At 51.2% G+C, this 23,560-nt stretch carries 23 protein-coding genes and 1 riboswitch; of the genes, 16 read left to right on the plus strand and 7 right to left on the minus strand.

Features of this window, described 5'->3' with window-relative positions:
- The first annotated feature begins 20 nt into the window (after window positions 1–20).
- Window positions 21–1,238: a type II secretion system inner membrane protein GspF gene (gene gspF / locus MCB1EB_RS00285; protein WP_045363851.1), complete on the plus strand. Its 1,218-nt coding sequence runs from the start codon at window positions 21–23 to the stop codon at window positions 1,236–1,238.
- A 4-nt stretch (window positions 1,239–1,242) separates the two neighbouring features.
- Here the strand turns inward: gspF and MCB1EB_RS00290 are convergent, their stop codons facing one another.
- Window positions 1,243–1,659: a hypothetical protein gene (locus MCB1EB_RS00290; protein ID WP_045363848.1), complete on the minus strand. Its 417-nt coding sequence runs from the start codon at window positions 1,657–1,659 to the stop codon at window positions 1,243–1,245.
- A 121-nt stretch (window positions 1,660–1,780) separates the two neighbouring features.
- Here MCB1EB_RS00290 and gspG point away from each other — a divergent pair, with 121 nt between their 5' ends.
- The 8 genes from gspG to MCB1EB_RS00330 all read left to right on the plus strand — a co-directional run bounded on the left by gspG (window position 1,781) and on the right by MCB1EB_RS00330 (window position 7,537).
- Window positions 1,781–2,236, plus strand: coding sequence for a type II secretion system major pseudopilin GspG (gspG, locus tag MCB1EB_RS00295; protein WP_045366091.1), 456 nt, complete (start codon window positions 1,781–1,783; stop codon window positions 2,234–2,236).
- Complete coding sequence (locus tag MCB1EB_RS00300) at window positions 2,205–2,726, plus strand: prepilin-type N-terminal cleavage/methylation domain-containing protein (protein WP_126353806.1); 522 nt, start codon at window positions 2,205–2,207, stop codon at window positions 2,724–2,726. Before gspG ends, MCB1EB_RS00300 begins: the two co-directional genes overlap by 32 nt.
- A 7-nt stretch (window positions 2,727–2,733) precedes the next feature.
- Window positions 2,734–3,102: a type II secretion system minor pseudopilin GspI gene (gene gspI, locus MCB1EB_RS00305; RefSeq protein WP_232034124.1), complete on the plus strand. Its 369-nt coding sequence runs from the start codon at window positions 2,734–2,736 to the stop codon at window positions 3,100–3,102.
- Window positions 3,080–3,745, plus strand: a complete 666-nt coding sequence (locus MCB1EB_RS00310; RefSeq protein ID WP_045363842.1) for a PulJ/GspJ family protein — start codon at window positions 3,080–3,082, stop codon at window positions 3,743–3,745. The genes gspI and MCB1EB_RS00310 overlap by 23 nt, the downstream gene beginning before the upstream one ends.
- Before the next feature lie 4 nt (window positions 3,746–3,749).
- Entirely contained in the window at window positions 3,750–4,856 is a 1,107-nt protein-coding gene (gene gspK / locus MCB1EB_RS00315; RefSeq protein WP_045363839.1) for a type II secretion system minor pseudopilin GspK, read from the plus strand.
- 25 nt (window positions 4,857–4,881) lie between these two features.
- Window positions 4,882–6,189, plus strand: coding sequence for a type II secretion system protein GspL (gene gspL / locus MCB1EB_RS00320; RefSeq protein ID WP_045366085.1), 1,308 nt, complete (start codon window positions 4,882–4,884; stop codon window positions 6,187–6,189).
- Entirely contained in the window at window positions 6,186–6,689 is a 504-nt protein-coding gene (locus tag MCB1EB_RS00325) for a type II secretion system protein M (protein ID WP_045363836.1), read from the plus strand. The genes gspL and MCB1EB_RS00325 overlap by 4 nt, the downstream gene beginning before the upstream one ends.
- Before the next feature lie 68 nt (window positions 6,690–6,757).
- The gene (locus MCB1EB_RS00330; RefSeq protein ID WP_045366083.1) at window positions 6,758–7,537 is read left to right on the plus strand and encodes a type II secretion system protein N; all 780 of its coding nucleotides are present in this window, start codon (window positions 6,758–6,760) and stop codon (window positions 7,535–7,537) included.
- 36 nt (window positions 7,538–7,573) lie between these two features.
- Here MCB1EB_RS00330 and MCB1EB_RS00335 read toward each other — a convergent pair whose 3' ends face one another.
- Window positions 7,574–9,142, minus strand: a complete 1,569-nt coding sequence (locus MCB1EB_RS00335; RefSeq protein ID WP_045363833.1) for a DHA2 family efflux MFS transporter permease subunit — start codon at window positions 9,140–9,142, stop codon at window positions 7,574–7,576.
- Window positions 9,143–9,372: 230 nt separating this feature from the next.
- Between MCB1EB_RS00335 and MCB1EB_RS00340 the strand changes: the two genes are divergently transcribed.
- Window positions 9,373–10,806, plus strand: coding sequence for an efflux transporter outer membrane subunit (locus tag MCB1EB_RS00340; RefSeq protein ID WP_045366082.1), 1,434 nt, complete (start codon window positions 9,373–9,375; stop codon window positions 10,804–10,806).
- Window positions 10,807–10,954: 148 nt separating this feature from the next.
- Window positions 10,955–12,202, plus strand: a complete 1,248-nt coding sequence (locus MCB1EB_RS00345) for an ATP-binding protein (RefSeq protein WP_045363830.1) — start codon at window positions 10,955–10,957, stop codon at window positions 12,200–12,202.
- 99 nt (window positions 12,203–12,301) lie between these two features.
- Here the strand turns inward: MCB1EB_RS00345 and metF are convergent, their stop codons facing one another.
- Together metF and ahcY are read right to left on the minus strand one after the other, a co-directional pair.
- Window positions 12,302–13,138, minus strand: coding sequence for a methylenetetrahydrofolate reductase [NAD(P)H] (metF, locus tag MCB1EB_RS00350; RefSeq protein ID WP_045363827.1), 837 nt, complete (start codon window positions 13,136–13,138; stop codon window positions 12,302–12,304).
- Between the two features lie 12 nt (window positions 13,139–13,150).
- Window positions 13,151–14,584 carry an adenosylhomocysteinase gene (gene ahcY / locus MCB1EB_RS00355; protein WP_045363824.1) on the minus strand — a complete coding sequence of 478 codons (1,434 nt, stop codon included), beginning with the start codon at window positions 14,582–14,584 and terminating at the stop codon, window positions 13,151–13,153.
- Window positions 14,585–14,615: 31 nt separating this feature from the next.
- Window positions 14,616–14,709, minus strand: a riboswitch (S-adenosyl-L-homocysteine riboswitch).
- A gap of 205 nt (window positions 14,710–14,914) precedes the next feature.
- Between ahcY and bcaP the strand changes: the two genes are divergently transcribed.
- Window positions 14,915–16,312: a branched-chain amino acid transporter BcaP gene (gene bcaP, locus MCB1EB_RS00360; RefSeq protein WP_045363821.1), complete on the plus strand. Its 1,398-nt coding sequence runs from the start codon at window positions 14,915–14,917 to the stop codon at window positions 16,310–16,312.
- A gap of 612 nt (window positions 16,313–16,924) precedes the next feature.
- Here the strand turns inward: bcaP and metK are convergent.
- Window positions 16,925–18,103, minus strand: coding sequence for a methionine adenosyltransferase (gene metK, locus MCB1EB_RS00365; protein ID WP_045363818.1), 1,179 nt, complete (start codon window positions 18,101–18,103; stop codon window positions 16,925–16,927).
- A 261-nt stretch (window positions 18,104–18,364) separates the two neighbouring features.
- Here metK and MCB1EB_RS00370 point away from each other — a divergent pair, with 261 nt between their 5' ends.
- The 4 genes from MCB1EB_RS00370 to MCB1EB_RS00385 are packed head-to-tail and all read left to right on the plus strand — an operon-like array spanning window position 18,365 to window position 21,797.
- On the plus strand, window positions 18,365–19,258 hold the full coding sequence (locus MCB1EB_RS00370; protein ID WP_045363815.1) for a lipid A biosynthesis lauroyl acyltransferase: 894 nt from the start codon (window positions 18,365–18,367) through the stop codon (window positions 19,256–19,258).
- Between the two features lie 21 nt (window positions 19,259–19,279).
- Window positions 19,280–20,170, plus strand: a complete 891-nt coding sequence (gene dapF, locus MCB1EB_RS00375) for a diaminopimelate epimerase (RefSeq protein WP_045363812.1) — start codon at window positions 19,280–19,282, stop codon at window positions 20,168–20,170.
- A 5-nt stretch (window positions 20,171–20,175) separates the two neighbouring features.
- Window positions 20,176–20,871, plus strand: a complete 696-nt coding sequence (locus MCB1EB_RS00380) for a DUF484 family protein (protein WP_045363809.1) — start codon at window positions 20,176–20,178, stop codon at window positions 20,869–20,871.
- Complete coding sequence (locus MCB1EB_RS00385; RefSeq protein WP_045363806.1) at window positions 20,859–21,797, plus strand: tyrosine recombinase XerC; 939 nt, start codon at window positions 20,859–20,861, stop codon at window positions 21,795–21,797. Before MCB1EB_RS00380 ends, MCB1EB_RS00385 begins: the two co-directional genes overlap by 13 nt.
- 15 nt (window positions 21,798–21,812) lie before the next feature.
- Here the strand turns inward: MCB1EB_RS00385 and MCB1EB_RS00390 are convergent, their stop codons facing one another.
- Together MCB1EB_RS00390 and MCB1EB_RS00395 are read right to left on the minus strand one after the other, a co-directional pair.
- Entirely contained in the window at window positions 21,813–22,772 is a 960-nt protein-coding gene (locus MCB1EB_RS00390; protein ID WP_045363803.1) for a DUF979 domain-containing protein, read from the minus strand.
- Window positions 22,769–23,500, minus strand: coding sequence for a DUF969 domain-containing protein (locus tag MCB1EB_RS00395; RefSeq protein ID WP_045363800.1), 732 nt, complete (start codon window positions 23,498–23,500; stop codon window positions 22,769–22,771). The genes MCB1EB_RS00390 and MCB1EB_RS00395 overlap by 4 nt, the downstream gene beginning before the upstream one ends.
- Window positions 23,501–23,560: the final 60 nt, after the last annotated feature.

Here is a 23,560-nt window from a genome sequence, read left to right on the forward strand (position 1 = left end):
AACTATAAGGTAGCCTGCTCATGCCCGCTTTTCGCTTTGAGGCGATTGACTCATCTGGCAAGACGCGGCGCGGCGTGTTGGAGGCCGATAGTGCGCGTGCGGCACGCAGCCAATTGCGTGTGCAGGCCCTCACTCCGCTTGTAGTTGAAGCCGCCGGTAACCAGATGCGCGATACGCGTCACGCGCGCTTGGCATTCGGACGGCGTTTATCTCAGCGCGAGCAAGCCATTTTCACGCGTCAACTGGCGAGTTTGCTGACCGCCGGGTTACCACTTGATGAAATTCTTAGCGTGCTGGCCGAGCAAGCTGAGCGGGATTATGTGCGTGAACTGGTGGCTGCGATTCGGGCTGAAATATTAGGTGGGCAATCGCTGGCAGGGGCCTTGAGCGTTCATCAGCAGGATTTCCCCGAGATTTATCGCGCCCTAGTCTCTGCGGGTGAGCAAACTGGCAAGCTGGATATCGTCTTGGCGCGTCTTGCCGACTATATTGAACAGCGCAATACATTGCGGCAAAAAATTCAATTGGCCTTTACGTATCCAGCCATTGTGACCATCGTTGCTTTTGGCATCGTCATGTTTTTACTGAGTTATGTGGTGCCGCAAGTCGTCAGTGTATTTTCCAGTACGAAACAGCAATTGCCATTTTTGACGATCGCGATGCTTGGGTTGTCAAATTTCGTTAAGCAGGGCTGGTGGGGGATGTTGATAGCCGCCTTGCTGATAGGCGGGGTGCTGCGACGTATTTTGCAACAGCCGCGTTCCCGTTTGGCTTTTCATCGCTGGCTGTTGGATGTACCTCTTCTCGGTAAACTGGTGCGGGGCTATAACACGGTACGTTTCGCCAGTACATTGGCCATCTTGACCGCCGCCGGAGTGCCTATTTTGCGAGCGCTGCAAGCCGCCGGCGAGACGCTTAACAATGTGGCGATGCGCCAAAATATCGATCAGGCGATTGTGCGGGTGCGTGAAGGGACTTCTCTCTCACGCGCGCTGGCTGGCACTCATACCTTTGCGCCGGTGTTGATTCATCTGATTCGCGCAGGCGAAGCGACGGGCGATTTAACCACGATGCTTGAACGGGCGGCGGCGGGTGAAGCCGCTGAACTTGAGCGCCGTACATTGTTTTTAACAAGTCTGCTGGAGCCGTTGCTGATTCTGGCGATGGGCGGAGTGGTGTTAGTGATTGTTTTAGCTGTGATGATGCCGATTATCGAGCTGAATCAAATGGTGGGCTGATAAGCTAGCGCATATAAATCGTCGGCGCGTCAGTCAATGCTGGCAAAAATACTTCACTTTTAACCCCGCTATGTTCAATAATGACTGAGCGTGCGCGTACTTCATGCAGGCGCGTATTTTGGTCGATGGGCTGTCCTACGGAAACGGCCCGTAAGGGTTGGCCGGTTAGTCCGATAATGGCTGCAGCGCCATGCTCTTGGGCCAGCACGCCGGCTAGTTGATAGTCGCTGCGCACGGGATTGGCTTGTCCGCCAAATAATCGGTCAGCGTAATCGATCTTAAGCGGCGCTCGACTTGCGCTGGCAGCAGCCAAAGGGGTTGTCTGATGAGAGGTTAAAGTAATGCCCCAGTAGGTTACGGTTGCGCAAAAAAGTCCAACTAATACAAACGAAGTAATACGCACAGCAGCAGAGTTTTGCATAGAAGTCATGAAATAGTAAGCATAAACAGCATTAACTAAGCAGAGTATAGTAAATTTACTGCGGTATTGGGTTGGGTGTTTTATTTTTGAAGGTTGGAAATTAATTATGATGAATGGAAAAATGCACGATGATTCAAATAGGGCAAACGCTGTACGCCGCATATCGCTGTATCAGCGAGGGTTTACTTTAATCGAGGTCATGGTTGTGATTGCGATTTTAGGCATACTGGCCGCCCTAGTTGTGCCGAAAATCATGAGTCGGCCAGATGAGGCGCGCCGCATTGCTGCGTTACAAGACATTAAGACTTTCTCGCAGGCACTGAAGTTGTATCGTCTCGATAATATCCGCTATCCAACGCAAGAGCAGGGTTTGCGTGCTCTGGTCGAAAAACCATCCCTCGAACCCGTGCCGAGCAATTGGAAAGAGGATGGATATTTAGAGCGTTTGCCAAACGACCCTTGGGGCAATCCGTATCAATACCTGAATCCAGGCGTGCATGGCGAGGTCGATATTTTTAGTTATGGCACAGGTGGGCCGTCAGATCATGATGGGACTGAGATTGGCTCGTGGCAATAACTTGACGCATGGGCCTCAAACGGCACGCTTACAGAGCGGATTTACCTTGCTCGAAATGTTGGTGGTGCTGGTTATTGCAGGCCTGCTGATTTCTTTGGCTTCTTTATCGATTACGCGTAATCCACGCACAGAGTTTGCCGAAGAGGCGCAACGGCTTGCATTATTATTTGAGTCGGCGGCAAATGAAGCGCAAGTTCGGGCGCAGTTGATTGCCTGGGAGCCTACGCTAGGGGGCTATCGTTTCCTGATACAGGTCGAAAAGGATTGGCGGGTGTTGCGCGACGATGTCTTTGCCCCGCGTCAATGGCGTACCCCGCTCAATGCTATAACGATTCGTTATGCGGGTGGGCAAGAGCTGGCTGAGCGCGTCATATTCAGTACCGAAAGTATTGATGTCGCCGTGACGGTTACGCTTTATTTAAATGCCACCCAACTGAGTGTGGCGAGCAATGGCAATGGCCGTTATGACGTGCAAGAAAACAAAATCTAGCCGTACTATGGTGGGTTTTACGCTAATTGAAGCGCTGATTGCGCTTGCCATTATCGCGATTGCGTTGGCTGCCTCGTTGCGTGCCTCAGGCAGTTTGGCGCTGGGGGGGCGTGCATTGCATGAGCGGCTATTAGCGGGTTTTAGCGCAGATAATGCGCTGGCGCAACTGCGTTTGGAGCACACCTGGCTGCCGCTAGGCGCAGTGAATTTTCCATGTGCGCAGGGAAATGCTGATTTTATCTGCATACGGACCGTGTCTGGGACTCCTAATCCGAGTTTTCGACGGGTCGATATAGTGGTTAAGCAAGTTGGGTTTAATAGTGAGTTGGCGCATTTGATGACAGTGATAGCGAATGAAACGCAACGGCCGTTATAAATATCAAATCGGCTTCACGTTGGTTGAACTATTGGTCGCGATGACCATACTTGCCTTGGTTGCCATCTTATCCTGGCGTGGACTTGATCAGATTGTGCGCGCGCGTGATGCGGTGACCTTATCCATGGCTAACGAGCGCGCGCTAGCGCAGTTCTTCGACCAGGTCGGGATTGATGTGCGGCAAGCGGCGCTCGATCTAGACCTCGGTCAGCCAGCGATTGCTTTTGGCGCAGGGCAATTGCAAATTGTGCGACAGCTTAATGTATCTGGACAAGCGCCGCGTTTACAAGTCGTGCGTTATCAAGTGCCGCAGGGAAGGGTATTGCGTCTTGCTTCGCCGCCGCTCGCAACGTTTGGGCAGTTGCGGGCTGCCCTCGCAGTTGAGGCGGGAATGGAGGGGTGGAGCACGGTTGAGCTCATCAATGGAGTGCGTGCTGTGAGTGTGCGCGCCTGGGTGCGGCAGCGCGGCTGGACCGCCAATATGCAAGATGTGCAAGCTGCTTTTAATAAAAATTTAAGTCAATTGACTGCGCTGCAAGCACGTCAAATTCCGCCTGAGCGCAGCATGACGGGCATCGAATTGACCGCGCACATAGTCAAAGCGCAGCATCCGCTCACGCGAATTCTATTGGTCGGGGAGTGAGGCTTTGCATACGGTCCGACGTTATTCTTCCGGTTGCGGCTATTCCCGTCGGGCGCGTGGCGCGGCGCTGATCACGGCCCTTTTTGTCGTGACGCTGTCGGCGCTGCTGGTGTCCGGTTTATTGTGGCGACAACAAATTCAGATTCGCCGTATCGAAAATCAACAGATGATGATGCAGGCCCAATGGGTGCAGCGTGGCGCGCTTGATTGGACACGCTTTATCTTGCGTGCGGCAGCAGATACTTCACCGATTGATTATCTCGGCGGCATTTGGGCCGTACCTATTGCCCAGACGCGCTTATCCGATTTACTCGGGCGCGCCGGTGCAGCGGGCGATGCGTATGAGCAGGACACTTATTTATCCGGTTCGATTGAGGATGCACAAGCCAAATTCAATTTACGCAATTTGGTCAAGACGCCACGGCCCGGACAATTAGAACTCAACCTGGAGCAGCTCGCGAACTTTGGGCGCTTGTTAGCCATCCTCAATTTAAATCCAGAATTGGCAAAGGCCACTGCTTTGCGGCTGCGTGCTTCGCTGGTGAATTCAAGGCAAGGCTTGCAAAGCGGGGGGACTTCGAAATTGCAGGGGCCGGCTGGGAGAGAGAACATAGAAAGTCAAGCAGACAATTCGTCATTTGCGGCGGATTCTGATACGAGTAGTTTTGAAGGTGGGGTTAATTCTCAGTGGTTATCAATAAATTCTGTGGAAGCCTTGCTCGATGTCCCTGGCTTTAATGCAGACATGGTTGCGCAACTCAAACCGTTTGTCACGGTCTTGCCGCAACCCAGCGCAGTCAATGTGAATACGGCAAGCGCCGAAGTGCTAGCCGCGATGATTCCAGGCTTGGATGTACCTAATGCGCAAATGTTGCTGACCTTGCGTGAGCAGGTTTTTTTCGTTAATACAGGTGATTTCACCAACCGCGTGCGCGCCATTGCTGGGCCACAGCTTGAGTTCGATACAAGCCAATTCGATGTAAAAACTGATTTCTTTGTCATTCATGGGCATGTTCAGCATAATCGCGCACTCTTATTGCGTGATGTATTAGTGTATCGCCACCGTTTGACGCGTAGTACACGTATCATTAGCATGCGTGATGCAGTATGATTATTTTGCGAAAGGGATAAACGTTTTGACGACACTTGTGGTTCAACTACCCGCCCGCGACCCAGCGCTCACTTCGGGGCAATGGCAGTTGTCGGCTTTGCCCTTTATTCTTTTTGATCGGCGTGCGCGCGTATTGCGCGCCGGCCAATCCTCACTTGCGTTGCTACCTAAAGCGCGGACCACAATTTTGCTGATCGCGGCGCGCGATATACTCATGTTAACCGTAGCGCTTGCGCCACTCAAGGGCGCGCGTTTACGGCAAGCTTTACCCAATGTGATTGAAGAGCATGTGATCCGAGATCCACAAACTTGCCATATTGCGCTTGATCCAGTCGCCGTCGAAAATAATCAACGTGTGCTGGCGACGATTGATCGCGCTTGGTTTCGTTTTGTGTATGAGGCTTTTATCGAAGCGGGCCATCACGCTTTACGCGCAGTGCCGATGACACGCTGTTTGGCTATATCTGAAATTAAAGACACAGCAAGCCTTGAGGCCAAGCTTGAACGTGCCGCGGCGCAAAAAGCGGCGCCGTTATTGGCCATGATGGTTGGGTATTCTGAACCGAGCGCTGCAACTTCGTCGACTGATGTAGCCGAGCCATGCGTTGAACTTGCTTTGCTCCGCGCCGGCCTGGGCCAAGGTCTGACGGTCCCAATCTCGGCGCTGAACGAGACGCTGAGCGCGTTGGCGGCGCTTGGACCGCTGGCGTTATATCAACTGACGGACGTGCCCGGCAGGTCCTCTGCGCCAGCGCTGCCGCCACCCTCACCTTTCGCGCAGCAGCCGTCACTCTCATTTGAGGCCCTGGCTCGGCAAGCGTTAAGCTGTCCTTTTAATTTATGCCAATTTGAATTTGCGCAGCAACCCTGGCGCTTTAAGCGCGGTGCTTTAAAGCACTGGCGTTGGCCGTTGGGTTTGGCGCTCGCCAGTTTGTTGGCGATGGTCATCGGCGTCAACCTGCAATGGCTATTGCTGGTGCGACAGCAAACCATGCTTAGCACGCAGCAGATTGAGGTGTTGATGAGCGCTTTTCCAAAAACCGCGGTCGTGCTGAATCCCCCGCAACAAATGACGCGCCAGCTCGATGCGTTGCGTACGGCCGTAGGCGAGCTTTCGCCCACCGATTTTTTAAGCCTCGCGGAGGGTTTGGCGCGCTCGCTAGGGACCATCTCGCCGACGGCTATTGCGCAGATGGATTACCGCAACCGCGCGCTTGAAGTGAGATTTAAGCCGAACGTGAAAATTGATGAAACTTTTGGGCAACGGCTAGCTAACCAAGGACTGGACGCAGATTTTGCGCAAGGCAAATGGATTATTAAGGGGCGCGGATGAAAAGTGCTTTGACAACGCTGTGGAGCGATTTTTGGAGCGAGCGCAACGCCCGCGAGAAAATGTTATGCATCACGTTAGGATTGATCTCCAGCATAGCTTTGCTATATAGCTTGTTATGGATGCCTGCGCGCAGCGGGAGTGCGCGGCTGATGGCTAAGCTACCGGTGATGGAGCGGGAGTTAGCGCAAATGCAAGAGCAAGCGCGACAAGCGCGGGAATTAGGCCGCCGGCCAGCAAATATAGCGCCTCTCGGCGATGGTTTGCGGGATGCTCTAATGACTTCGCTCGCGCAGCACGGCATGTCCAATGCCCAACTATCGGTGCTCAATGGTGCGGTGCAAATAAAATTAACGAACGTTTTCTTCGCAGATTGGATCGGTTGGCTTGACGAAATACGCAAACAATACAAATTGCAAATCGCTGAAGCTCAGCTAATCCGTTTGAATGAAGACGGGCAAGTGAATCTTACGGCGTTACTGCAAGCGCCGAGCGTTCGTTAATCTTTAATGCGCTCATTCTCTACCAAGAATTTATGCAGTCAACCCATCAGATGAGCGCTGCGCGGAATATGCATTCACTCTTGCAAAAATCAAAAGAAGCCCTGCCATGGGGTTTGGCTGCGCTGGTTTCAACCTTATTAACCGTGTTGGCGCTCTTGCCGGCCGCTTGGTTTTTGCCGCTCGTGGCGCAAGCAACCGCGGGTCGGGTTAGCCTAGCGGTTCCAGCGGGCTCGTTATGGCATGGCTCAGCCGTGCTGATGTTAGCGGCTGGACCTAAAGCCAGCACCCCCACCGCGTTAGCTGGGCGGATTGAGTGGCGCACAGCGTTTTGGCCGCTTTTTTCTGGTAAAGTGAAAATCACAATGCTGGCGAATGAGGCCAGTCCAGCGCCCGTCCAACTCAGCATAACGCCACGCGGCGCGATGCTTTCCTCTGGACGGCTAGAGGTTCCGGCCAGCTTATTAACAGGGCTGGGCGCGCCGTTTAATACATTTAATTTGCAAGGTGGGGTGCAGCTTCAATGGAACGATTGGCGTTTTTTGGAAAATAAGCTATTCGGCCAACTGACATTGAACTTAACGGATATGTCGTCGCGCGTTTCACGCGTAAAACCGCTGGGTTCATATCGTGTCGTGATTCAGGCGCTAGGCCGCGACGCGACGTTGGCACTGACAACGACACAAGGGCCTTTGCTGCTTGACGGAGCAGGTCAATGGGCGCGGCAGAAATTTTCTTTTCGCGGTACAGCTCAGGCGGAAGAAACCGAGCGAGAAAATTTACGCACTTTGCTCAGTTTGCTTGGTAATCGTATGGAGCGCGATGTGTACGCGTTAGTTTTAGAGCTTTAAAAAAGCCCTCGGGGCTAGAGCAACCGCACTCCAATATTAATGCCCGCTTGATGCCGCCGCTCCCGGTTTCGGTTTGGTCCACCATATCAGTGCTGCGAGTACGATAAACACAATGCATGAAATGCGAAAAAAATTGTTAGTCGCAATCATATAGGCTTGCTGTGTAATGATTTTATCGAGGCTTGCATAGGCCACCGATCCAGTGATCCCGAATGAGGTTAGGGTATCCGTAAAAGCCGTGGTATTCGGCGAGTAGACGCTAACCGATTCAGTCAATACTGCATGATGATAGACTGCATTGTTTTCCCAGAAAGTGGTGCTGACGGCAGTGCCAATGGCCCCGGCTAAGGTACGGAAGAAATTGGATAAACCGGCGGCGCTCGCTAGTCGGTCTTCGGTGATGCTAGACAAGGTAATGGTGGTGAGCGGTACGAAAAAGCAGGCAATCCCAAGACCTTGCACCAGGCGCGGCCAAATGACTGCATTAAAAGGCGTATCGAGCGTGAAGAGGGAGTTCCAATATGACACTCCAGCAAAAACCATAAACGCGAAGCAAGCGACGAGCCGTAGATTAAGTTTATGTAAATTGCGGCCAATCAACGGAGAGAGCACTAACGCAAGCAGGCCGATCGGCGCAGTGGCTAAGCCAGCTAGGCTAGCTGTATATCCCATCACCGTTTGCAGCCAAAGTGGGAAAATCACCACCGAACCAAAAAATGCCATAAAACCGAATGACACAATAATCACGCCAAGGGCAAAATTACGGTCTTTAAAAAGGGCGAAGTCAATCACGGGATCTTTTTCAGTGATTTCCCAAATCACCATAAAAGAAAGCGCGATGGCGGCAATAATCGCTAACGTGATGATTAACGACGAACTAAACCAATCATGGTCTTTGCCAATATCAAGCATGGTTTGCAAGCAGCCCACGCCAATCACAAGTAAAGCCAAGCCGACCGCATCAATACGCTGTTTAACCAGTTTAGTCTCACGTCCGCGGAGCAGGACGAAGCAGCTGAATGCAGAGAAAAGGCCAACCGGCACATTAATATAAAAAAGCCAGGGCCAACTATAGTGATCCGTCAGCCAGCCCCCCAAAAGGGGGCCAAAAATCGGCGCAACAATCACCGTCATTGCCCATAGCCCAAGCGCCAGCCCCCTTTTATCCGGCGGATAACTGCGCAGCAAAATAGTTTGTGACAGGGGCACCATGGGGCCAGAAACAAATCCCTGCAACAAACGAAACACAATCAATGTTTCAAAATTCTGCGCAAGTCCGCAGAGGGCGGAGGTGAGCGTAAAGAGCAGCACCGACAAAGTAAACAGTTTGACCTCGCCTACGCGCCGCGCTAGCCAGCCCGTGAGTGGCACCGCGATGGCTGAGGCCACCGAGTAAGAGCTAATTACCCAAGTGCCTTGGCTGGTGGCCACGCCAAGGTTACCGGCGATGGTAGGCACGGCGACGTTGGCAATCGAGGTATCGAGTACCTCCATAAACGTACCCAACGCCAGCCCGACGGTGAGCAATACCAGCGCGCTGCCGGCTAGCGGAATACTTTGAGGCGACGCGTTAGCGGCGGAGGTAGGTGGCGCGGAATCTGACATAGATTAGTATATTTTCAAATACAGATACGCATAGAATAGCGCTAGTTTCTATGTTCAAAACTTAAGTGTGAACCACAAAACGATAACATGGCGCATCGCGCTATGCATCACTGGCTTGCGAAAAAGTGTAACCTTACCGTTGTCTTGCTATGGCTGCAACTTAGGGCAACAGAATGCAATTGTTTAAAAAACCGTGGCCCGTGGCAGGGCCCTCTTCTCTAATTAAATATATGTCTCGCATTAAGCAATGCTTAGTTATCAGCCTATTCGCCGGGGGGCTAGCAAGTTGCGCGGTGGGGCCGGACTACACGCGCGCCACCTTGGCTGTGCCAGAAAACTTTAAGGAAGCGCCGGCTGGCTGGAAAGTGGCGCAGCCGGCTGATGAATTAGAGCGTGGGGCCTGGTGGAAGATCTTTAATGATTCCCAGTTAAATACGCTGGCTAACAAAATCGAGATCTCGAACCAAACGGTGGCCGCCTACGCGGCCGCCTATCAGCGCGCGCGCGCCTTGGCGAGACAGGCACGCGCGGCTTTTTTGCCCCAAATCAGCGCAGCGGCGGATGCTACGCGTGCGCGCACTACGGCGCGCGCCGTGAATGGTTTAAATGCGCCACGCACGACATATGGGTTATCGTTAGATGCGTCTTGGGAGCCAGACCTGTGGGGTACGCTGCGGCGTACCGAGCGAGCTGAAAAAGCTCAGGCGCAAAGTGCAGCAGCGGAACTTGAAAATGCGCGCCTATCTGCTCAAGCGACGTTAGTGCAAAATTATTTTCAACTGCGCACGCTAGATGCGATTCAACAATTATTGAACGATACGGTGCGGGCTTATCGGCAAGCTCTCAAACTGACGCAAAATCGTTATGCTCAGGGTGTTGCCGCGCGGGCTGATGTACTACAGGCGCAAACGGCGCTCCAAGCAGCCCAAGCCGCAGCGCTTGACAATGGGATTGCGCGGGCCCAATACGAGCACGCGATAGCCGTATTGGTGGGAGAGCCTGCCTCAACTTTCTCGCTAAGCGCCGCACCATTAAAGTTCGCCGCGCCGCCGCGCATACCTCTTATGCTCCCCTCCGCACTGCTTGAGCGTCGGCCTGATATTGCCAGCGCCGAGCGTCTCGCCGCTGCGGCCAACGAAAAAATTGGCGTAACCATGGCGGCATTTTTCCCATCCTTAAAGCTCTTAGCAACGGGGGGCTATCAGAGCTCGGCGTTTTCAGACTGGCTCAGTGCGCCTGCCCGTATTTGGTCCTTGGGCCCACAACTGGCGGCAGTTCTTTTCGATGGAGGTGCGCGGCAGGCGCAAACAGCTGCAGCCCGCGCCTCCTTTGAACAAGATACGGCGCATTATCGGCAAACTGTATTGAATGCATTTCAAGAGGTAGAGGACGCATTAGCCGCATTGCGTATCCTCGAACAAGAAGCTGTGCTGCAGCGACAGGCCGTGCAGTCAGCCCAACACGCCCTCAAGATTGTTTTAAATCAATACAAAGCGGGTATGACGATGTACCTTAGCGTTATTTCTGCACAGACGACCGCGTTTGCGGTTGAGCAAAAAATGGTAGGCATTAATGGGCAGCGGATGGTTGCTACAGCGGGGCTGATTAAAGCGCTTGGCGGCGGTTGGGATGGATCCCAGATGCAAGCGCCAAGTCAAAAATAGACGAGTGGTGACCCAGCAGCCGCACATTGAGGGGTAATAAGAGCTCGGTAAAATTCTGTCTGCCCATCAATTTTAAATCAATGTAAAAGTTTTTGATGGATGAAAATCGTCCATTGCGTGGATGATTTTCATCCATTAGAATGGCGCTATGTACGCACGACATATTACTCCTTTGCTATTAGAAGCATTGGCTGACACGCCTGTTATACTCATCAACGGTGCGCGTCAGACGGGCAAGAGCACGCTGGCTCAAGTGCCGGAGATCCATCACTATCGCTACTTAACCTTAGACAACCCGGTGGTGTTGGCTGCGGCAAAGAATGATCCAAGCGGTTTTATTGAGGCGCTGGATGGCCCAGTGGTCTTAGATGAGGTGCAACGTGCTCTAGAACTTTTTTTGCCAATTAAGGCTGGGGTTGATCGAGATCGTAGACCGGGTCGTTTTTTGCTGACTGGCTCGGCGCATGTTTTATTGCTGCCTACCATCGCTGATTCCTTGGCTGGGCGGATGGAAATATTGTCGCTTTGGCCCTTATCAACGGCGGAATTAGCTGGCATCTCAAAGTTTAATCGCGCGGATTGGTTGTTTAATGGCGAACTCAATGCTTTGGCCATTTCCGCCTGCAAACGTGAGCGATGGATTGATATTTTGCTCGCAGGTGGGTTCCCAGAAGCGGTCAGCCGCAGCTCAGAAAAACGCCGTGCCGCATGGTTTGATAGTTATTTGCACGCCATTTTGCAGCGTGATGTACGCGAATTGGCAAACCTCGAGCAATTATCTGAAATACCTAATTTACTCCAATTACTTGCTGTGCGTAGCGCTAATTTGTTGAATTTTGCGGAGTTATCACGCTCGATCGGCTTAACGCAAACCACGCTAAAGCGCTATTTCAGTCTGTTGGAGATGCTCTTTTTAGTCTATCGGTTGCCGGCTTGGCACCGCAATGCGGGTAAACGGTTGGTGAAAGCGCCTAAAGTGTTTGTGCTAGATAGTGGTTTACTGGCTCATTTCAATAATTTATCCAAAAACCATTTGATGAAAAAGGCTGGGCTACCGGGTGGATTGGTTGAGACTTTTGTCTTAAATGAGTTGCTTAAACATTTGGCTTTTGCAGAACAAAAATTAACTTTATGGCATTACCGCACACAAACCAATTATGAAGTAGATTTTGTGCTGGAAAATCGGTTGGGTCAGATTACGGGGATTGAAGTTAAAGCAAGTAGCACGGTGACTAGCAATGATTTTAGAGGGCTGCGTCATTTGCAGCAAAACGAGCCACAGGCGTTTCAGCGTGGCATCGTGCTGTATGACGGACCAGAGATTGTGCCGTTTAGCCCTCATTTATTTGCTGTTCCGCTCTCAATGTGGTGGGCGCCGGAGAGTCCCTCTGCATAAAAGATGCCGGCTAATCGGCTATTTCCGAGTTCAGACTTTTAATTTATGCTGCGAATAAGTTGCCGTATCCGGCATCTAGGCTGTTGCGGAATAAATTATCTATCTATTGAGCGTGATTTGTTGGCAAATGGCGGAGGTTGCCACCGCGCCGTTTAATGTATAAAAGTGTAGCCCCGGTGCGCCGCCATTGAGTAATCGCTGACATAAACTTGCGACTACATCAATCCCAAAAGCGCGAATCGATGCCTTATCATCGCCAAAGCTCTCCAGGCGACGCGCAATCCAACGGGGTATTTCAGCGCCACACATCGATGAAAAGCGCATCAATTGAGAAAAATTGGTAATTGGCATGATGCCAGGCGTGATCGGTACCTTAATGCCGAGACGCCGCACGTCATCGACAAAGCGGAAATACGCATCTGCATTATAAAAGTATTGCGTAATCGCCGCGTTAGCCCCCGCTTTAATCTTGCGCGCAAAACTTTCTAGATCTTGGTTTGGCGAGTGTGCTTGCGGATGGTATTCTGGATAAGCCGCCACTTCAATGTGAAACCAGTCGCCATGTTCGGTACGGATAAATTCGACCAACTCTGATGCATATTGGAATGCTCCGATCTCGCCCATGCCAGAAGGCAAGTCGCCGCGCAGAGCAACGATATGCCGAATATCATGGGCGCGATAGCGGGCTAAAATGGCGCGCACATTGTCGCGGGCTGCGCCAATGCACGACAGATGTGGAGCGGCCTTAAGCCCATTACGGGCTATTTCTAAGACGGTATCGAGCGTGCCTTGTTGAGTAGAACCGCCAGCGCCAAAAGTAACGGAAACGAAATGGGGTTGCAGTACCGCAAGTTGCGTACACGTGGCACGCAACTTATCCATCCCTTCCGCAGTTCTAGGTGGAAAAAACTCAAACGACAGCTCGATTTGACTCATATCAACATCATTTTAGTAGCGATAATGCGATGGCTTATAGGGACCGCTTTGCTCAACCCCAATATATTTTGCTTGTGATGCAGTCAGCTCCGTAAGGTGCGCGCCAATCCGCTGTAAATGTAGTCGCGCCACTTTTTCGTCGAGATGTTTAGGCAGCACATAGACTTTATTCGCATATTGCGCGCCGCGCGTAAATAACTCAATTTGCGCTAATGTTTGATTTGTGAAGGAATTTGACATCACAAACGATGGATGGCCTGTGGCGCAGCCTAAATTAACCAAGCGACCCTGCGCTAATAAGATAATCCGTTTGCCATCGGGAAACTCAATATGATCAACTTGTGGCTTAATTTCTTCCCATTTGTACTGGCGTAATGAAGACACCTCAATTTCTGAGTCGAAGTGTCCAATGTTGCAAACGATCGCTTGATGCCGCATCTTTTTCATATGCTCATGGGTAATCACGCTTAAATTGCCCGTCGCCGTGACAAAAATATCCACTTTATCGGCCACATCGTCCATTGTGACAACACGATAGCCTTCCATGGCGGCTTGCAACGCGCAAATCGGATCGATTTCAGTCACCCAAACGGTTGCGCCTAAGCCTCGCAATGACTGGGCGCAACCTTTGCCAACGTCGCCATATCCCGCTACGAGCGCCACTTTACCGGCGATCATGACATCGGTTGCACGTTTGATGCCATCAACCAGGGATTCGCGGCAACCGTACAAATTATCGAATTTTGATTTTGTTACGGAATCGTTCACATTAATTACTGGAAACCGTAATTTCCCTTCTTTTTCTAGCTGATAGAGACGGTGTACGCCGGTTGTGGTTTCCTCCGTTACGCCGCGAATATGAGCCAGGCGGCTCGAATACCAATGCGGATCGCGGTCTAAGTGCTGGGAAATCGCGGCATATAGCGCAACTTCCTCTTCATTGGTTGGTTCGGCTAGCACAGAACGATCTTGTTCTGCGCGCGCGCCTAGCATGAGTAATAAGGTTGCATCGCCACCATCATCCAGAATCATGTTGGCGTGTTCACCGTTCGGCCAAGAGAAAATCTGGTGCGTGAAGGCCCAATATTCGTCAAGATTTTCGCCTTTGAAGGCGAATACCGGGGTGCCTTGTGCGGCGATGGCTGCCGCCGCATGATCTTGCGTGGAAAAAATGTTGCACGAGGCCCAACGGACCTCAGCGCCAAGCGCTTGCAAGGTTTCGATCAATACGGCGGTCTGAATTGTCATATGCAGCGAGCCGGCAATGCGCGCGCCTTTGAGCGGTTGGCTCACCCCATATTCATCGCGTAATGCAATCAAACCGGGCATTTCGGTTTCCGCGATGAGAATTTCTTTGCGCCCCCAAGCGGCGAGATTTAAATCGGCGATGGTATAATCACCGAGAATACTTGATTGATTATGCGTAGGTTGTATTGCAGCGCTCATTTCACGCTCCTTTCTTAAAAACAAAAGATTGAAGACGTGAGCGCCGTTTGATACGACCCGCCATAGGCGGGCTAAGGTTGTGCTTCGAGCCTGGCGGAAATTCCGTCGCAGCGCTCCTCGAAACGAGCTCCTATTGTAGCAAAAGTAATAATCGCAAGTATAAGTTGCTAGGTTCTGGGCATAGTTTGTGTGATTGCGTAATCTTTTACCGGATTTCGCAGAACATCTGTCTATGCTTAATCTGGCAGCGTGTTAGTTTGAGTAAGTCGTTTTTAATTTAATTTACACGATGGCTGGCTTTGTGAGCGGCTGTTGCAAAAGAGATACCCGATGAGTCTTTTACGCACTAAGAACGTCGAACAGATGATTGCAGCAAGTGCTGCTAATACCGGCCTCCAGAAAACCATGGGGCCGCTCGATCTGACTTTCCTCGGCATTGGCGCAATTGTTGGCACAGGCATTTTCGTGTTAACGGGCACGGGCGCCGTGGCCGCTGGTCCGGCGTTGACCATATCCTTTATTATTGCCGCTCTAGCATGCGGTTTTGCGGCTCTAGCCTACGCTGAGTTCGCTTCGACCATTCCGGTCGCCGGCTCAATTTATACCTACGCCTATGCCACGCTAGGCGAGCTGATTGCTTGGTTGATTGGCTGGGATCTATTGCTCGAATATGGCCTAGCGATTTCGGCCGTAGCTGTGGGTTGGTCGGGTTATTTCCAGTCGCTTTTATCCGGCTTTGGCATTACGTTACCGGCGTTGTTGAGTGCAGCGCCTGGCACCGTGCCCGGGCAACTGGCGCTCTTTAACTTGCCGGCCTTTCTTGTGGTAATGGCGATTGCTGCGGTTTTATCGATTGGCGTGCGCGAATCGACGCGTATCAATAATTTGATGGTGATTGTTAAGATCAGCATTGTGCTGTTGGTCATTGTCGTGGGCGCTTTTCACGTAAAGCCAACGAATTGGCAGCCATTTATGCCAATGGGCTGGACCGGTACCTTGAGTGCGGCGGCGGTGATGTTCTTTGCTTTTATCGGTTTTGACTCGGTGAGTTCGGCGGCGGAAGAAGTCAAAAATCCAAAGCGTGATTTACCCATCGGAATTATTGCCTCACTCGGTGCTTGCGCTGTGATGTATGTGGCGGTAGCGGCTGTGGTAACCGGGATTGTGCCTTACCAGCAATTTATGGACGTCGGGCATCCGGTCTCGATGGCGCTGCAAGTTGCCGGGGAAAAATGGGTAGCGGGTTTTGTTGATCTCGGTGCAGTATTCGGGATGCTGACGGTGATTCTAGTGATGAGCTACGGTCAGACGCGGATTTTGTTTGCCATGTCGCGTGATGGCTTGCTGCCTCCAGCGTTGTCGAAAATTCATCCGCGATACAAAACGCCTTTTTTCGCCACCTGGCTGGTTGGTCTTTTCTTTGGCTTGATCGCTGCGTTGGTTCCGCTTAAAGCCTTGGCTGAGCTCACCAATATTGGCACGTTGGCGGCGTTTTCCATGGTATCTCTTGCTGTGCTTATTTTACGTCGCACGCATCCTGAATTGCCACGTGCTTTCCGTTGCCCGGGCGTGCCATTTTTGCCCATATTTTCGGTTTTATTCTGCGTATTCCTAATGCTTCAACTCCAGCTTTCGACATGGATTGCCTTCATCGCTTGGCTGGCTGTTGGACTTTTGATTTACTTCGGCTATTCGCGTCATCATGCGAAGCTGGCGCAAACGGATTGATAAATCCTGAGACGGTCAATCGGTTCAAGTTTGTTTCTTGAATCGATTGATTATTAAAGGTTTTTTTAACTCATGTTAAAGATATAGGCACAAGTTGTGCATCCCAGTTTCTCCGCGTTTTGAGAGAGGTGGTGGGTACAACTTGTTGCTGTTAGTGCCTCTCATCGTAAGTTTAGCCCTAATCTTCAGCTTCTTTGCTGAGCAGCATCAATCAGATGAGCCCGCTAGGCGCCGTTGTCGTGATGTCCTTAGGCCGCTTCTCTGAATAAATTTCTCATATATGCTCAACGGCTAAATATGATGAATGATTCTATTTCAATCATAAATAACATCCTGATTTAGAGAAATTTAAGGGCGCGCCTTCATACCAGAAATTTGCACGGTTTATGGATTATCCGATAAGAGTTGCTGAGCAAAATGAGGCAAAGAAATTCTACACCCCTGACTTTAGCGAGCGATAAAAGCCAAGCTAGATGGCAATTCGGTCTAGCGACGGAATATCCTGCTACTGCTTGTACCGCGCGAAGCGCTACAGGGCCGATACCCGGCTTTCAATGGAGGAGTTATCGCCCGTCTCTTTTAAGCCGCGACGTTTTACGAAACTATAAAAATTTAAGCGACAGCCTTAATCCCCGCTGCTTCAGATAGGGCGTCTGCTTTATCTGTAATTTCCCAAGAAAATCCTGATTCTTTGCGCCCAAAATGACCATAAGCAGCAGTTTTTGCGTAAATCGGCCGCAGCAAATTAAGCATCTGAATAATGCCCTTGGGGCGTAAATCGAAATATTGTTGCACCAAGCTGGTGATCACGGCGTCTGGCACGCGACCGGTGCCAAAAGTGTTCACCATTACAGAAGTGGGTTGCGCAACGCCAATTGCATAGGAAATTTGAATCAGACAACGCTCAGCTAAGCCGGCGGCAACGATGTTTTTGGCAACATAACGACCAGCATAGGCGGCGGAGCGATCGACCTTGGAGGGATCTTTGCCAGAGAATGCACCGCCCCCATGCGGTGCGGCGCCGCCATAGGTATCGACAATAATCTTGCGGCCGGTTAATCCGCAATCACCTTGCGGACCGCCAATCACAAAGCGGCCCGTCGGGTTGACTAAATAATTAATCTTATTTTTAAGTAGCGCAGCGGGGAGTATCGGTTTGATAATTTCTTCAACGACAGCTTCGCGCAGGGAGCCTAAGTCCATTTCTGGCGCGTGTTGGGTGGATAACACAACCGTGTCAATGCTGTACGGCTTATCATCGATATAGCGTAACGTCACTTGTGCTTTGGCGTCCGGGCGTAGCCATGGTAACTGGCCGCTGTGGCGCAGGCTAGCTTGGCGTTCGACTAAGCGATGCGCAAGATGAATCGGGAGCGGCATTAGTTCGACCGTTTCATTGCAAGCGTAACCGAACATTAAACCTTGATCGCCGGCGCCCTGGTCGAAGTTGTCGTCATGGGCGTTGTCTACACCTTGCGCGATATCTGGCGATTGCTTATCGTAAGCGACCAGTACCGCGCAGCCGCGATAGTCAATGCCGAAATCAGTGTTATCGTAACCAATACGCTTAATTGTGTCGCGTGCAATTTGGATGTAATCAATGTTAGCATGGGTCGTGATCTCGCCGGCTAACACCACTAAACCCGTATTGCATAACGTCTCAGCAGCCACGCGCGCGTATTTGTCTTGCGCTAAAATGGCATCTAAGACCGCGTCCGAGATTTGGTCAGCGACCTTGTCTGGGTGTCCTTCCGAGACGGATTCAGAGGTGAATAAGTAATTATTTGCCACTTGAATGGCTCCTTAAATATTTGCGGTTCAATTTTTTGCAGAGTATCCGGGGAACGAAGCCGGCTTCAAGGAGGTGCGAAGTGGCGACGCTTTAGCGGATTTTAACCACGCGATAAATCGTGGTTTGCGCCCCGCAAGTTGTCTTTAACTCGGCGAAAATCGTATTATAACGGTTTCTTTCAAATTGCTCAGCACGCAGTTATGTCATAAACCCTTTTTTGAAGTGTCTGACATTGCGCGTTAACCCATAGTAGTAGAACGATGTTAAAACAATTAATGGTCGGGTGTGCGCTTAGTTTATTAAAATTACTAGCGGTTTTGCCATATGGTTTTGTCGCCCGCTTTGGCGATCTATTAGGACGCCTATTATATAAATTGCCTAGTAAGCGGCGCTGTATCGTTTACACCAATCTCAAATTGTGTTTTCCACATTGGAGCGAAACGCGTTGTCAGGCGGTAGCGGCGCACCATTTTAGGCATGTGATTCGCAGCTATGTTGAACGGAGCGTGCAGTGGTTCGGTTCGGCCAAGAAATTTGAAAAATTGGTTGAAATAAAAAGTGAGATTGATTTAAGTGATCCGAATTTACCGCCCACCATTTTGCTTGGTTTTCACTTTGTCGGGATTGAGGCGGGCTCGATTTCTCTGAATTACGCGCTAAAGCGTAGTTGTGGCGCTCTCTATCAACCCATGTCAAATCTCAAAATTGATCAGGCTGCGAAACAAGCCCGAGCGCGTTTTAATGCGCAAATGATCTCTCGTCCTGAGAGCGCACGCACTATATTGCGCATGTTGCGTGTGCGCACGCCCGTGATGCTGGCCTCTGATATGGATCATGGTGCGCGTAATTCGGCCTTTGTGCCATTTTTTGGCGTGCCGGCGTGCACGCTCACCACAGTTTCTCGCCTTGCCAAAACGGCCCAAGCGCAAGTAGTACCGTTTATTGGCGAAGTTTTGCCTAATTACAAAGGGTATCGGCTAAAAGTGTTTCGTCCATGGGAAAATTATCCGAGTGACGACCCACTTGCGGATGCGCGCCGAATGAACGCTTTTCTTGAAGAGCAAATTGAACTCATGCCCGAGCAATATTACTGGGTGCATAAACGTTTTAAGACGCGGCCGCCGGGCGAGCCGGGTTTTTATGATGCTTGTTAATATCTCATGGCCTGATTCCATATGCAAAAGCTTCAATTCACCAAAATGCAAGGCGCTGGCAACGATTTTATTGTGCTGGATGGCATTCGTCAGTCATTTGCGCTAACGCCGGCTCAAATACGTTGGCTAGCGGATCGCCAGTTTGGCATTGGCGCAGATCAGATATTGCTGGTTGAGCGTCCAAGTAGGGCTGAGGCTGATTTCAAATACCGTATTTTTAATGCGGATGGCGGCGAGGTAGAGCATTGCGGCAATGGTGCCCGCTGTTTTGTTAAATTCGTTCATGCGGTTGGGCTCACCCATAAGCGCCAAATCTGTGTAGAAGTGCAAAAAGGCCTCATTACATTGACTTTGCAGGAAAACGGCGAAGTCTGCGTTGAAATGGGCGCGCCTCTCTTCGAGCCGGCGCATGTGCCGTTTGATGCCAGTCAAATCGAGCCCCGCGCTGCAGGCAATGACACCATGTGGCCGCTTGAATTGAACGGTAAACGAGTATGGGTTTCTGTTTTATCGATGGGTAATCCCCACGCCGTGCAGCAAGTGGAGGATGTTGAGACGGCCCCAGTGTTGCGTGATGGCGCCTTAATTGAAGCGCATCCTCGTTTTGCCCAGCGGGTGAATGCAGGGTTTATGCAAATTATTCGGCGTGATTTGCTCAAGCTCCGCGTTTACGAGCGCGGAGTTGGGGAAACTTTGGCGTGCGGCACGGGTGCCTGCGCTGCTGCCGTGACAGCGCTGCGCCGCGGTTTGGTTGATTCGCCTGTCACGGTGTCTATGCGCGGCGGCCAGCTGACGATTATATGGGAAGGCGCTGAAATTTATATGGTTGGCTCCGCTATGATTGTCTTTAATGGCGAAATTGACCTGCTCGATGGCCTTGCCCCTCTATCCACTCGTCTAAATTTTAATTAAAGTTCATGAACGACTATCAAATTGCTGAATATTTACTAGCGCACCCGGAATTTTTTGAGCACCAGGCCGAACTTCTTGCTAGCGTGCGGTTAGCCAACCCACATGGCGGGCGCGCGGTGTCACTGCACGAGCGCCAAATGGATATATTGCGCGCAAAAAATAAACAACTTGAGCTGCGTTTGGCGCAACTGATGCATCAAGGACAAAAAAATGATGGACTAATGTTCAAACTGGGCATACTGGCTAAGCGAATCTTGACTGAACAAAAACCCGCCGCAGCGCCGCAACTGATTGAACAAGTTCTATGCGAGACTTTTGGGGTGACCGCCGCAGTGCGTATCTGGGATGTGGCGACGCCTTATGCGCAAGAGGATTTTGTGGGTATGCCAAACCATGAGATTTCCGTTTTTGCCAACCAATTGATGACGCCATATTGCGGGAATGAGATTAAGCTTGACGTGAGGCAATGGTTAACGACTGACGCCGCGCCGGTTTTAGCGTCGGAGTCTTTTGCCTTAGTTGCCTTACGCAATCCTCAGGGCGATGAAGCAAATGCATTTGGCCTATTGGTGATGGGTTCGCCTGATGCGCAGCGTTTTCAGGAGGGTATGGCAACGGATTTTCTGTCCTATATGGGGGTGCTAGTGAGTGCGGCTCTAAGCCGTTTACTTGCCTCTAGCGAGTCTCAGTGCTTACCGTGAATGCGCTAGCTGACCCAATTTCTGCTTATCTTGATAGTCTAATCTATGAGCGTAAGCTCTCTAAGCATACGTTGACTACTTATGCTTATGAGTTAACGCAGCTCGTGGCATTAGCCGGCACCCGGGCGCTCAATGTGCTTACTCCAGCGGATATTCGCGAAGGCGTTATCCGCGCGCACACGCAAGGTTTGGCCGCCCGTTCAATTGCGCGCCGGCTTTCGGTTTGGCGTAGCTTTTATCGCTGGTTAGCACTGCATACTGCGCTAGAGAATAACCCTGTGGCTGCAGTGCGCGCGCCAAAACGCGCCAAAACCTTACCCAAGGCTCTCTCCGTAGATGATTCGAGAACCATGATGGAAGCTAACCAAAGCAAGCTGCCACACGCTTTAAGGGATTGCGCTATGGTCGAATTATTTTATTCATCCGGCTTGCGCTTGGCTGAATTGATTCATTTAGATCTTGAATATAAAGAGCAGACCGACGGTTATCGCTCGGTAGGTTGGCTAGATTTGCCCGGCAAGCAAGTCTATGTAACGGGTAAGGGCAACCGTCAGCGGACTGTGCCAATTGGTCGTAAAGCCATAACAGCTCTTCTGGCGTGGCTTACCGTGCGTCCACAGTTTGTACGCGAGGATGCGCGCCCTCTTTTTCTATCCTCACATGGCCGTAGGATCTCAGCTAGCTCAGTGAAACAACGCGTCAAACGAGTTGCGCTGACGGCTGGAATTGCCGCCAATGTGCACCCGCATGTTTTGCGTCATTCATTTGCAAGTCACGTCCTTCAATCTAGCGGCGACTTGCGTGCAGTGCAGGAAATGCTCGGCCATGCGAGCATTTCCACGACGCAGATTTACACTTCATTAGACTTTCAGCATCTGGCTAAAATCTACGATCAAGCACACCCGCGCGCGCGCAAGCGGAGTTGATGAGGATAGGGCCCATTAACGAAATAACAATACGTACATGAGTACGATATTGACCGCGAGTAAAGCAAACGCGGTCGGTGCTTGGGCTTTAATGACCCCATTTTTATCCGGTAATTCAAGCAAAGCGGCAGGCACCATATTGAAATTAGCGGCCATCGGTGTGAGTAAGGTGCCGCAATAGCCAGAGAACATGCCAATTGCAGCCATAATGGCTGGGTCGGCGTGATGCATGCCAACCAAGATCGGGACTCCAACCCCCCCTGTCATCACTGGAAATGCAGCAAAAGCATTCCCCATGACCATGGTAAACAGCGCCATGCCAACGCAGTAGACAATCACTGCGATTAAGCGGAAATCCATATTGATATAGGCGGTAGTCAGAAATGCTACAGCTTTGCCGACGCCCGCTTCTGAAAACACCAAGCCTAAGGTTCCTAATAATTGCGGTAGCACCACCGCCCAGCCGAGTGATTCGGTTAGGCGGCGCGCTTCGCGTACGGATTGCCCAATGTTATCACGGGTCAGCCAGCAGCTAAAGCCAGCCGCAACGATACAGCCTAACCCGAATGAAAGTAGAGTAATATTTTTCGGGTCAAATAACGGTAGCTTATGGAACACAAGATATGGCGCCAACAAAGTGCCAATCACGGTAACGGCTGGAATCATGAGTGCGGGGATAAAGAGTTTGTTACCCAAGCGTTGCACGCTTGTATGGCGCGCTCTTTCCGATAAACCTGCGCGCGCTGGGCCAGCGACGACGCCGCCAAATCCAGCAATTAGGGCCATGACGATAACCAGAATGCCTACCAGTTCCGCAGGTAATCTCTCGCCTATAAGAAAAATGAATGCATAAATTGCCCAAAAACTGCCCGTTTGCAAGCGTTTAGGGTGCGTGCGATCGCTGAAGATCATAATAGCAATCACGGCGAGGATTGCTCCGACCAGCCAGTATAGATAATTAATGGATAAAATCATGATGGCTCTCCGTCTGCGTTGCGTTTAGCGGAGTCAGAGGGCCGGCCGAATTCCCGATCCAGTTTGCGGTCGAGTTGATAAAGTCGGAAGGCATGGATAATGAAAGCGCAGATGGCGGTTGGAATACCCCATAGCGCAATCTTTATCGGCGCAACCTCAATACCTGCTTCACGCAAGAAAGTCGCCATCAGGACAATAGCACCGAAGGCAACAAAAATATCCTCGCCAAAAAAGAGGCCGACGTTGTCAGTTGCCGCAGAAAATGCGCGTAATCGGTAGCGTAATGCATCGCTAATTTTGCCGTAGCGACTTTGCGCTGCGCCTTCGGCCATGGGGGCAAGCAGCGGGCGCACCATTTGCGGATGGCCACCTAGGCCGGTTAAACCGAGCGCCGCAGTCAGTTCGCGCACAAATAAATAAACGATTAATAAGCGCCCAACTGTTGCTGAGCGAATCCGGCCAATCCAGGCTTGTGCGTGCTCACGTAAACCATGCCGCTCCAGTAGGCCAATCACGACTAAGGGCAGTAAAATAATGAGCGGTAAATTACGCGTTTTAACAAAGCCCGTACCGATGGTCGCGAGCACTTCTCTAACCGGGAAACCGGCGGCAAGACACGTAATCACGGCCGCGGCGGCCACGGCTAGCAGCGGATTAAAATGGAGCAAGAAACCAAGGATGATGGCAGCTACACCTAGCAGCGGCCATAAATTGACAATTGTTTGCATGAGGGTCTCCAAAGTTTGGTTTTAAATCTTTATGTATATTGGTTGTTTTATCTACCTCTA

This window comes from Mycoavidus cysteinexigens (assembly GCF_003966915.1).
GTDB lineage: Bacteria > Pseudomonadota > Gammaproteobacteria > Burkholderiales > Burkholderiaceae > Mycoavidus > Mycoavidus cysteinexigens.

Coding starts and splice junctions, on each gene's coding strand:
- gspI (WP_232034124.1), top strand. CDS start 2,734: ATGGTGGGTTTTACGCTAATTGAAGCGCTGATTGCGCTTGCCATTATC.
- MCB1EB_RS00325 (WP_045363836.1), top strand. CDS start 6,186: ATGAAAAGTGCTTTGACAACGCTGTGGAGCGATTTTTGGAGCGAGCGC.
- dapF (WP_045363812.1), top strand. CDS start 19,280: ATGCAAAAGCTTCAATTCACCAAAATGCAAGGCGCTGGCAACGATTTT.
- MCB1EB_RS00290 (WP_045363848.1), bottom strand. CDS start 1,659: ATGCAAAACTCTGCTGCTGTGCGTATTACTTCGTTTGTATTAGTTGGA.
- MCB1EB_RS00300 (WP_126353806.1), top strand. CDS start 2,205: ATGATGGGACTGAGATTGGCTCGTGGCAATAACTTGACGCATGGGCCT.
- MCB1EB_RS00395 (WP_045363800.1), bottom strand. CDS start 23,500: ATGCAAACAATTGTCAATTTATGGCCGCTGCTAGGTGTAGCTGCCATC.
- gspF (WP_045363851.1), top strand. CDS start 21: ATGCCCGCTTTTCGCTTTGAGGCGATTGACTCATCTGGCAAGACGCGG.
- ahcY (WP_045363824.1), bottom strand. CDS start 14,584: ATGAGCGCTGCAATACAACCTACGCATAATCAATCAAGTATTCTCGGT.
- MCB1EB_RS00330 (WP_045366083.1), top strand. CDS start 6,758: ATGCATTCACTCTTGCAAAAATCAAAAGAAGCCCTGCCATGGGGTTTG.
- MCB1EB_RS00310 (WP_045363842.1), top strand. CDS start 3,080: ATGAAACGCAACGGCCGTTATAAATATCAAATCGGCTTCACGTTGGTT.
- MCB1EB_RS00390 (WP_045363803.1), bottom strand. CDS start 22,772: ATGATTTTATCCATTAATTATCTATACTGGCTGGTCGGAGCAATCCTC.
- MCB1EB_RS00345 (WP_045363830.1), top strand. CDS start 10,955: ATGTACGCACGACATATTACTCCTTTGCTATTAGAAGCATTGGCTGAC.
- gspG (WP_045366091.1), top strand. CDS start 1,781: ATGCACGATGATTCAAATAGGGCAAACGCTGTACGCCGCATATCGCTG.
- MCB1EB_RS00335 (WP_045363833.1), bottom strand. CDS start 9,142: ATGTCAGATTCCGCGCCACCTACCTCCGCCGCTAACGCGTCGCCTCAA.
- bcaP (WP_045363821.1), top strand. CDS start 14,915: ATGAGTCTTTTACGCACTAAGAACGTCGAACAGATGATTGCAGCAAGT.
- MCB1EB_RS00370 (WP_045363815.1), top strand. CDS start 18,365: ATGTTAAAACAATTAATGGTCGGGTGTGCGCTTAGTTTATTAAAATTA.
- MCB1EB_RS00340 (WP_045366082.1), top strand. CDS start 9,373: ATGTCTCGCATTAAGCAATGCTTAGTTATCAGCCTATTCGCCGGGGGG.
- metF (WP_045363827.1), bottom strand. CDS start 13,138: ATGAGTCAAATCGAGCTGTCGTTTGAGTTTTTTCCACCTAGAACTGCG.
- MCB1EB_RS00380 (WP_045363809.1), top strand. CDS start 20,176: ATGAACGACTATCAAATTGCTGAATATTTACTAGCGCACCCGGAATTT.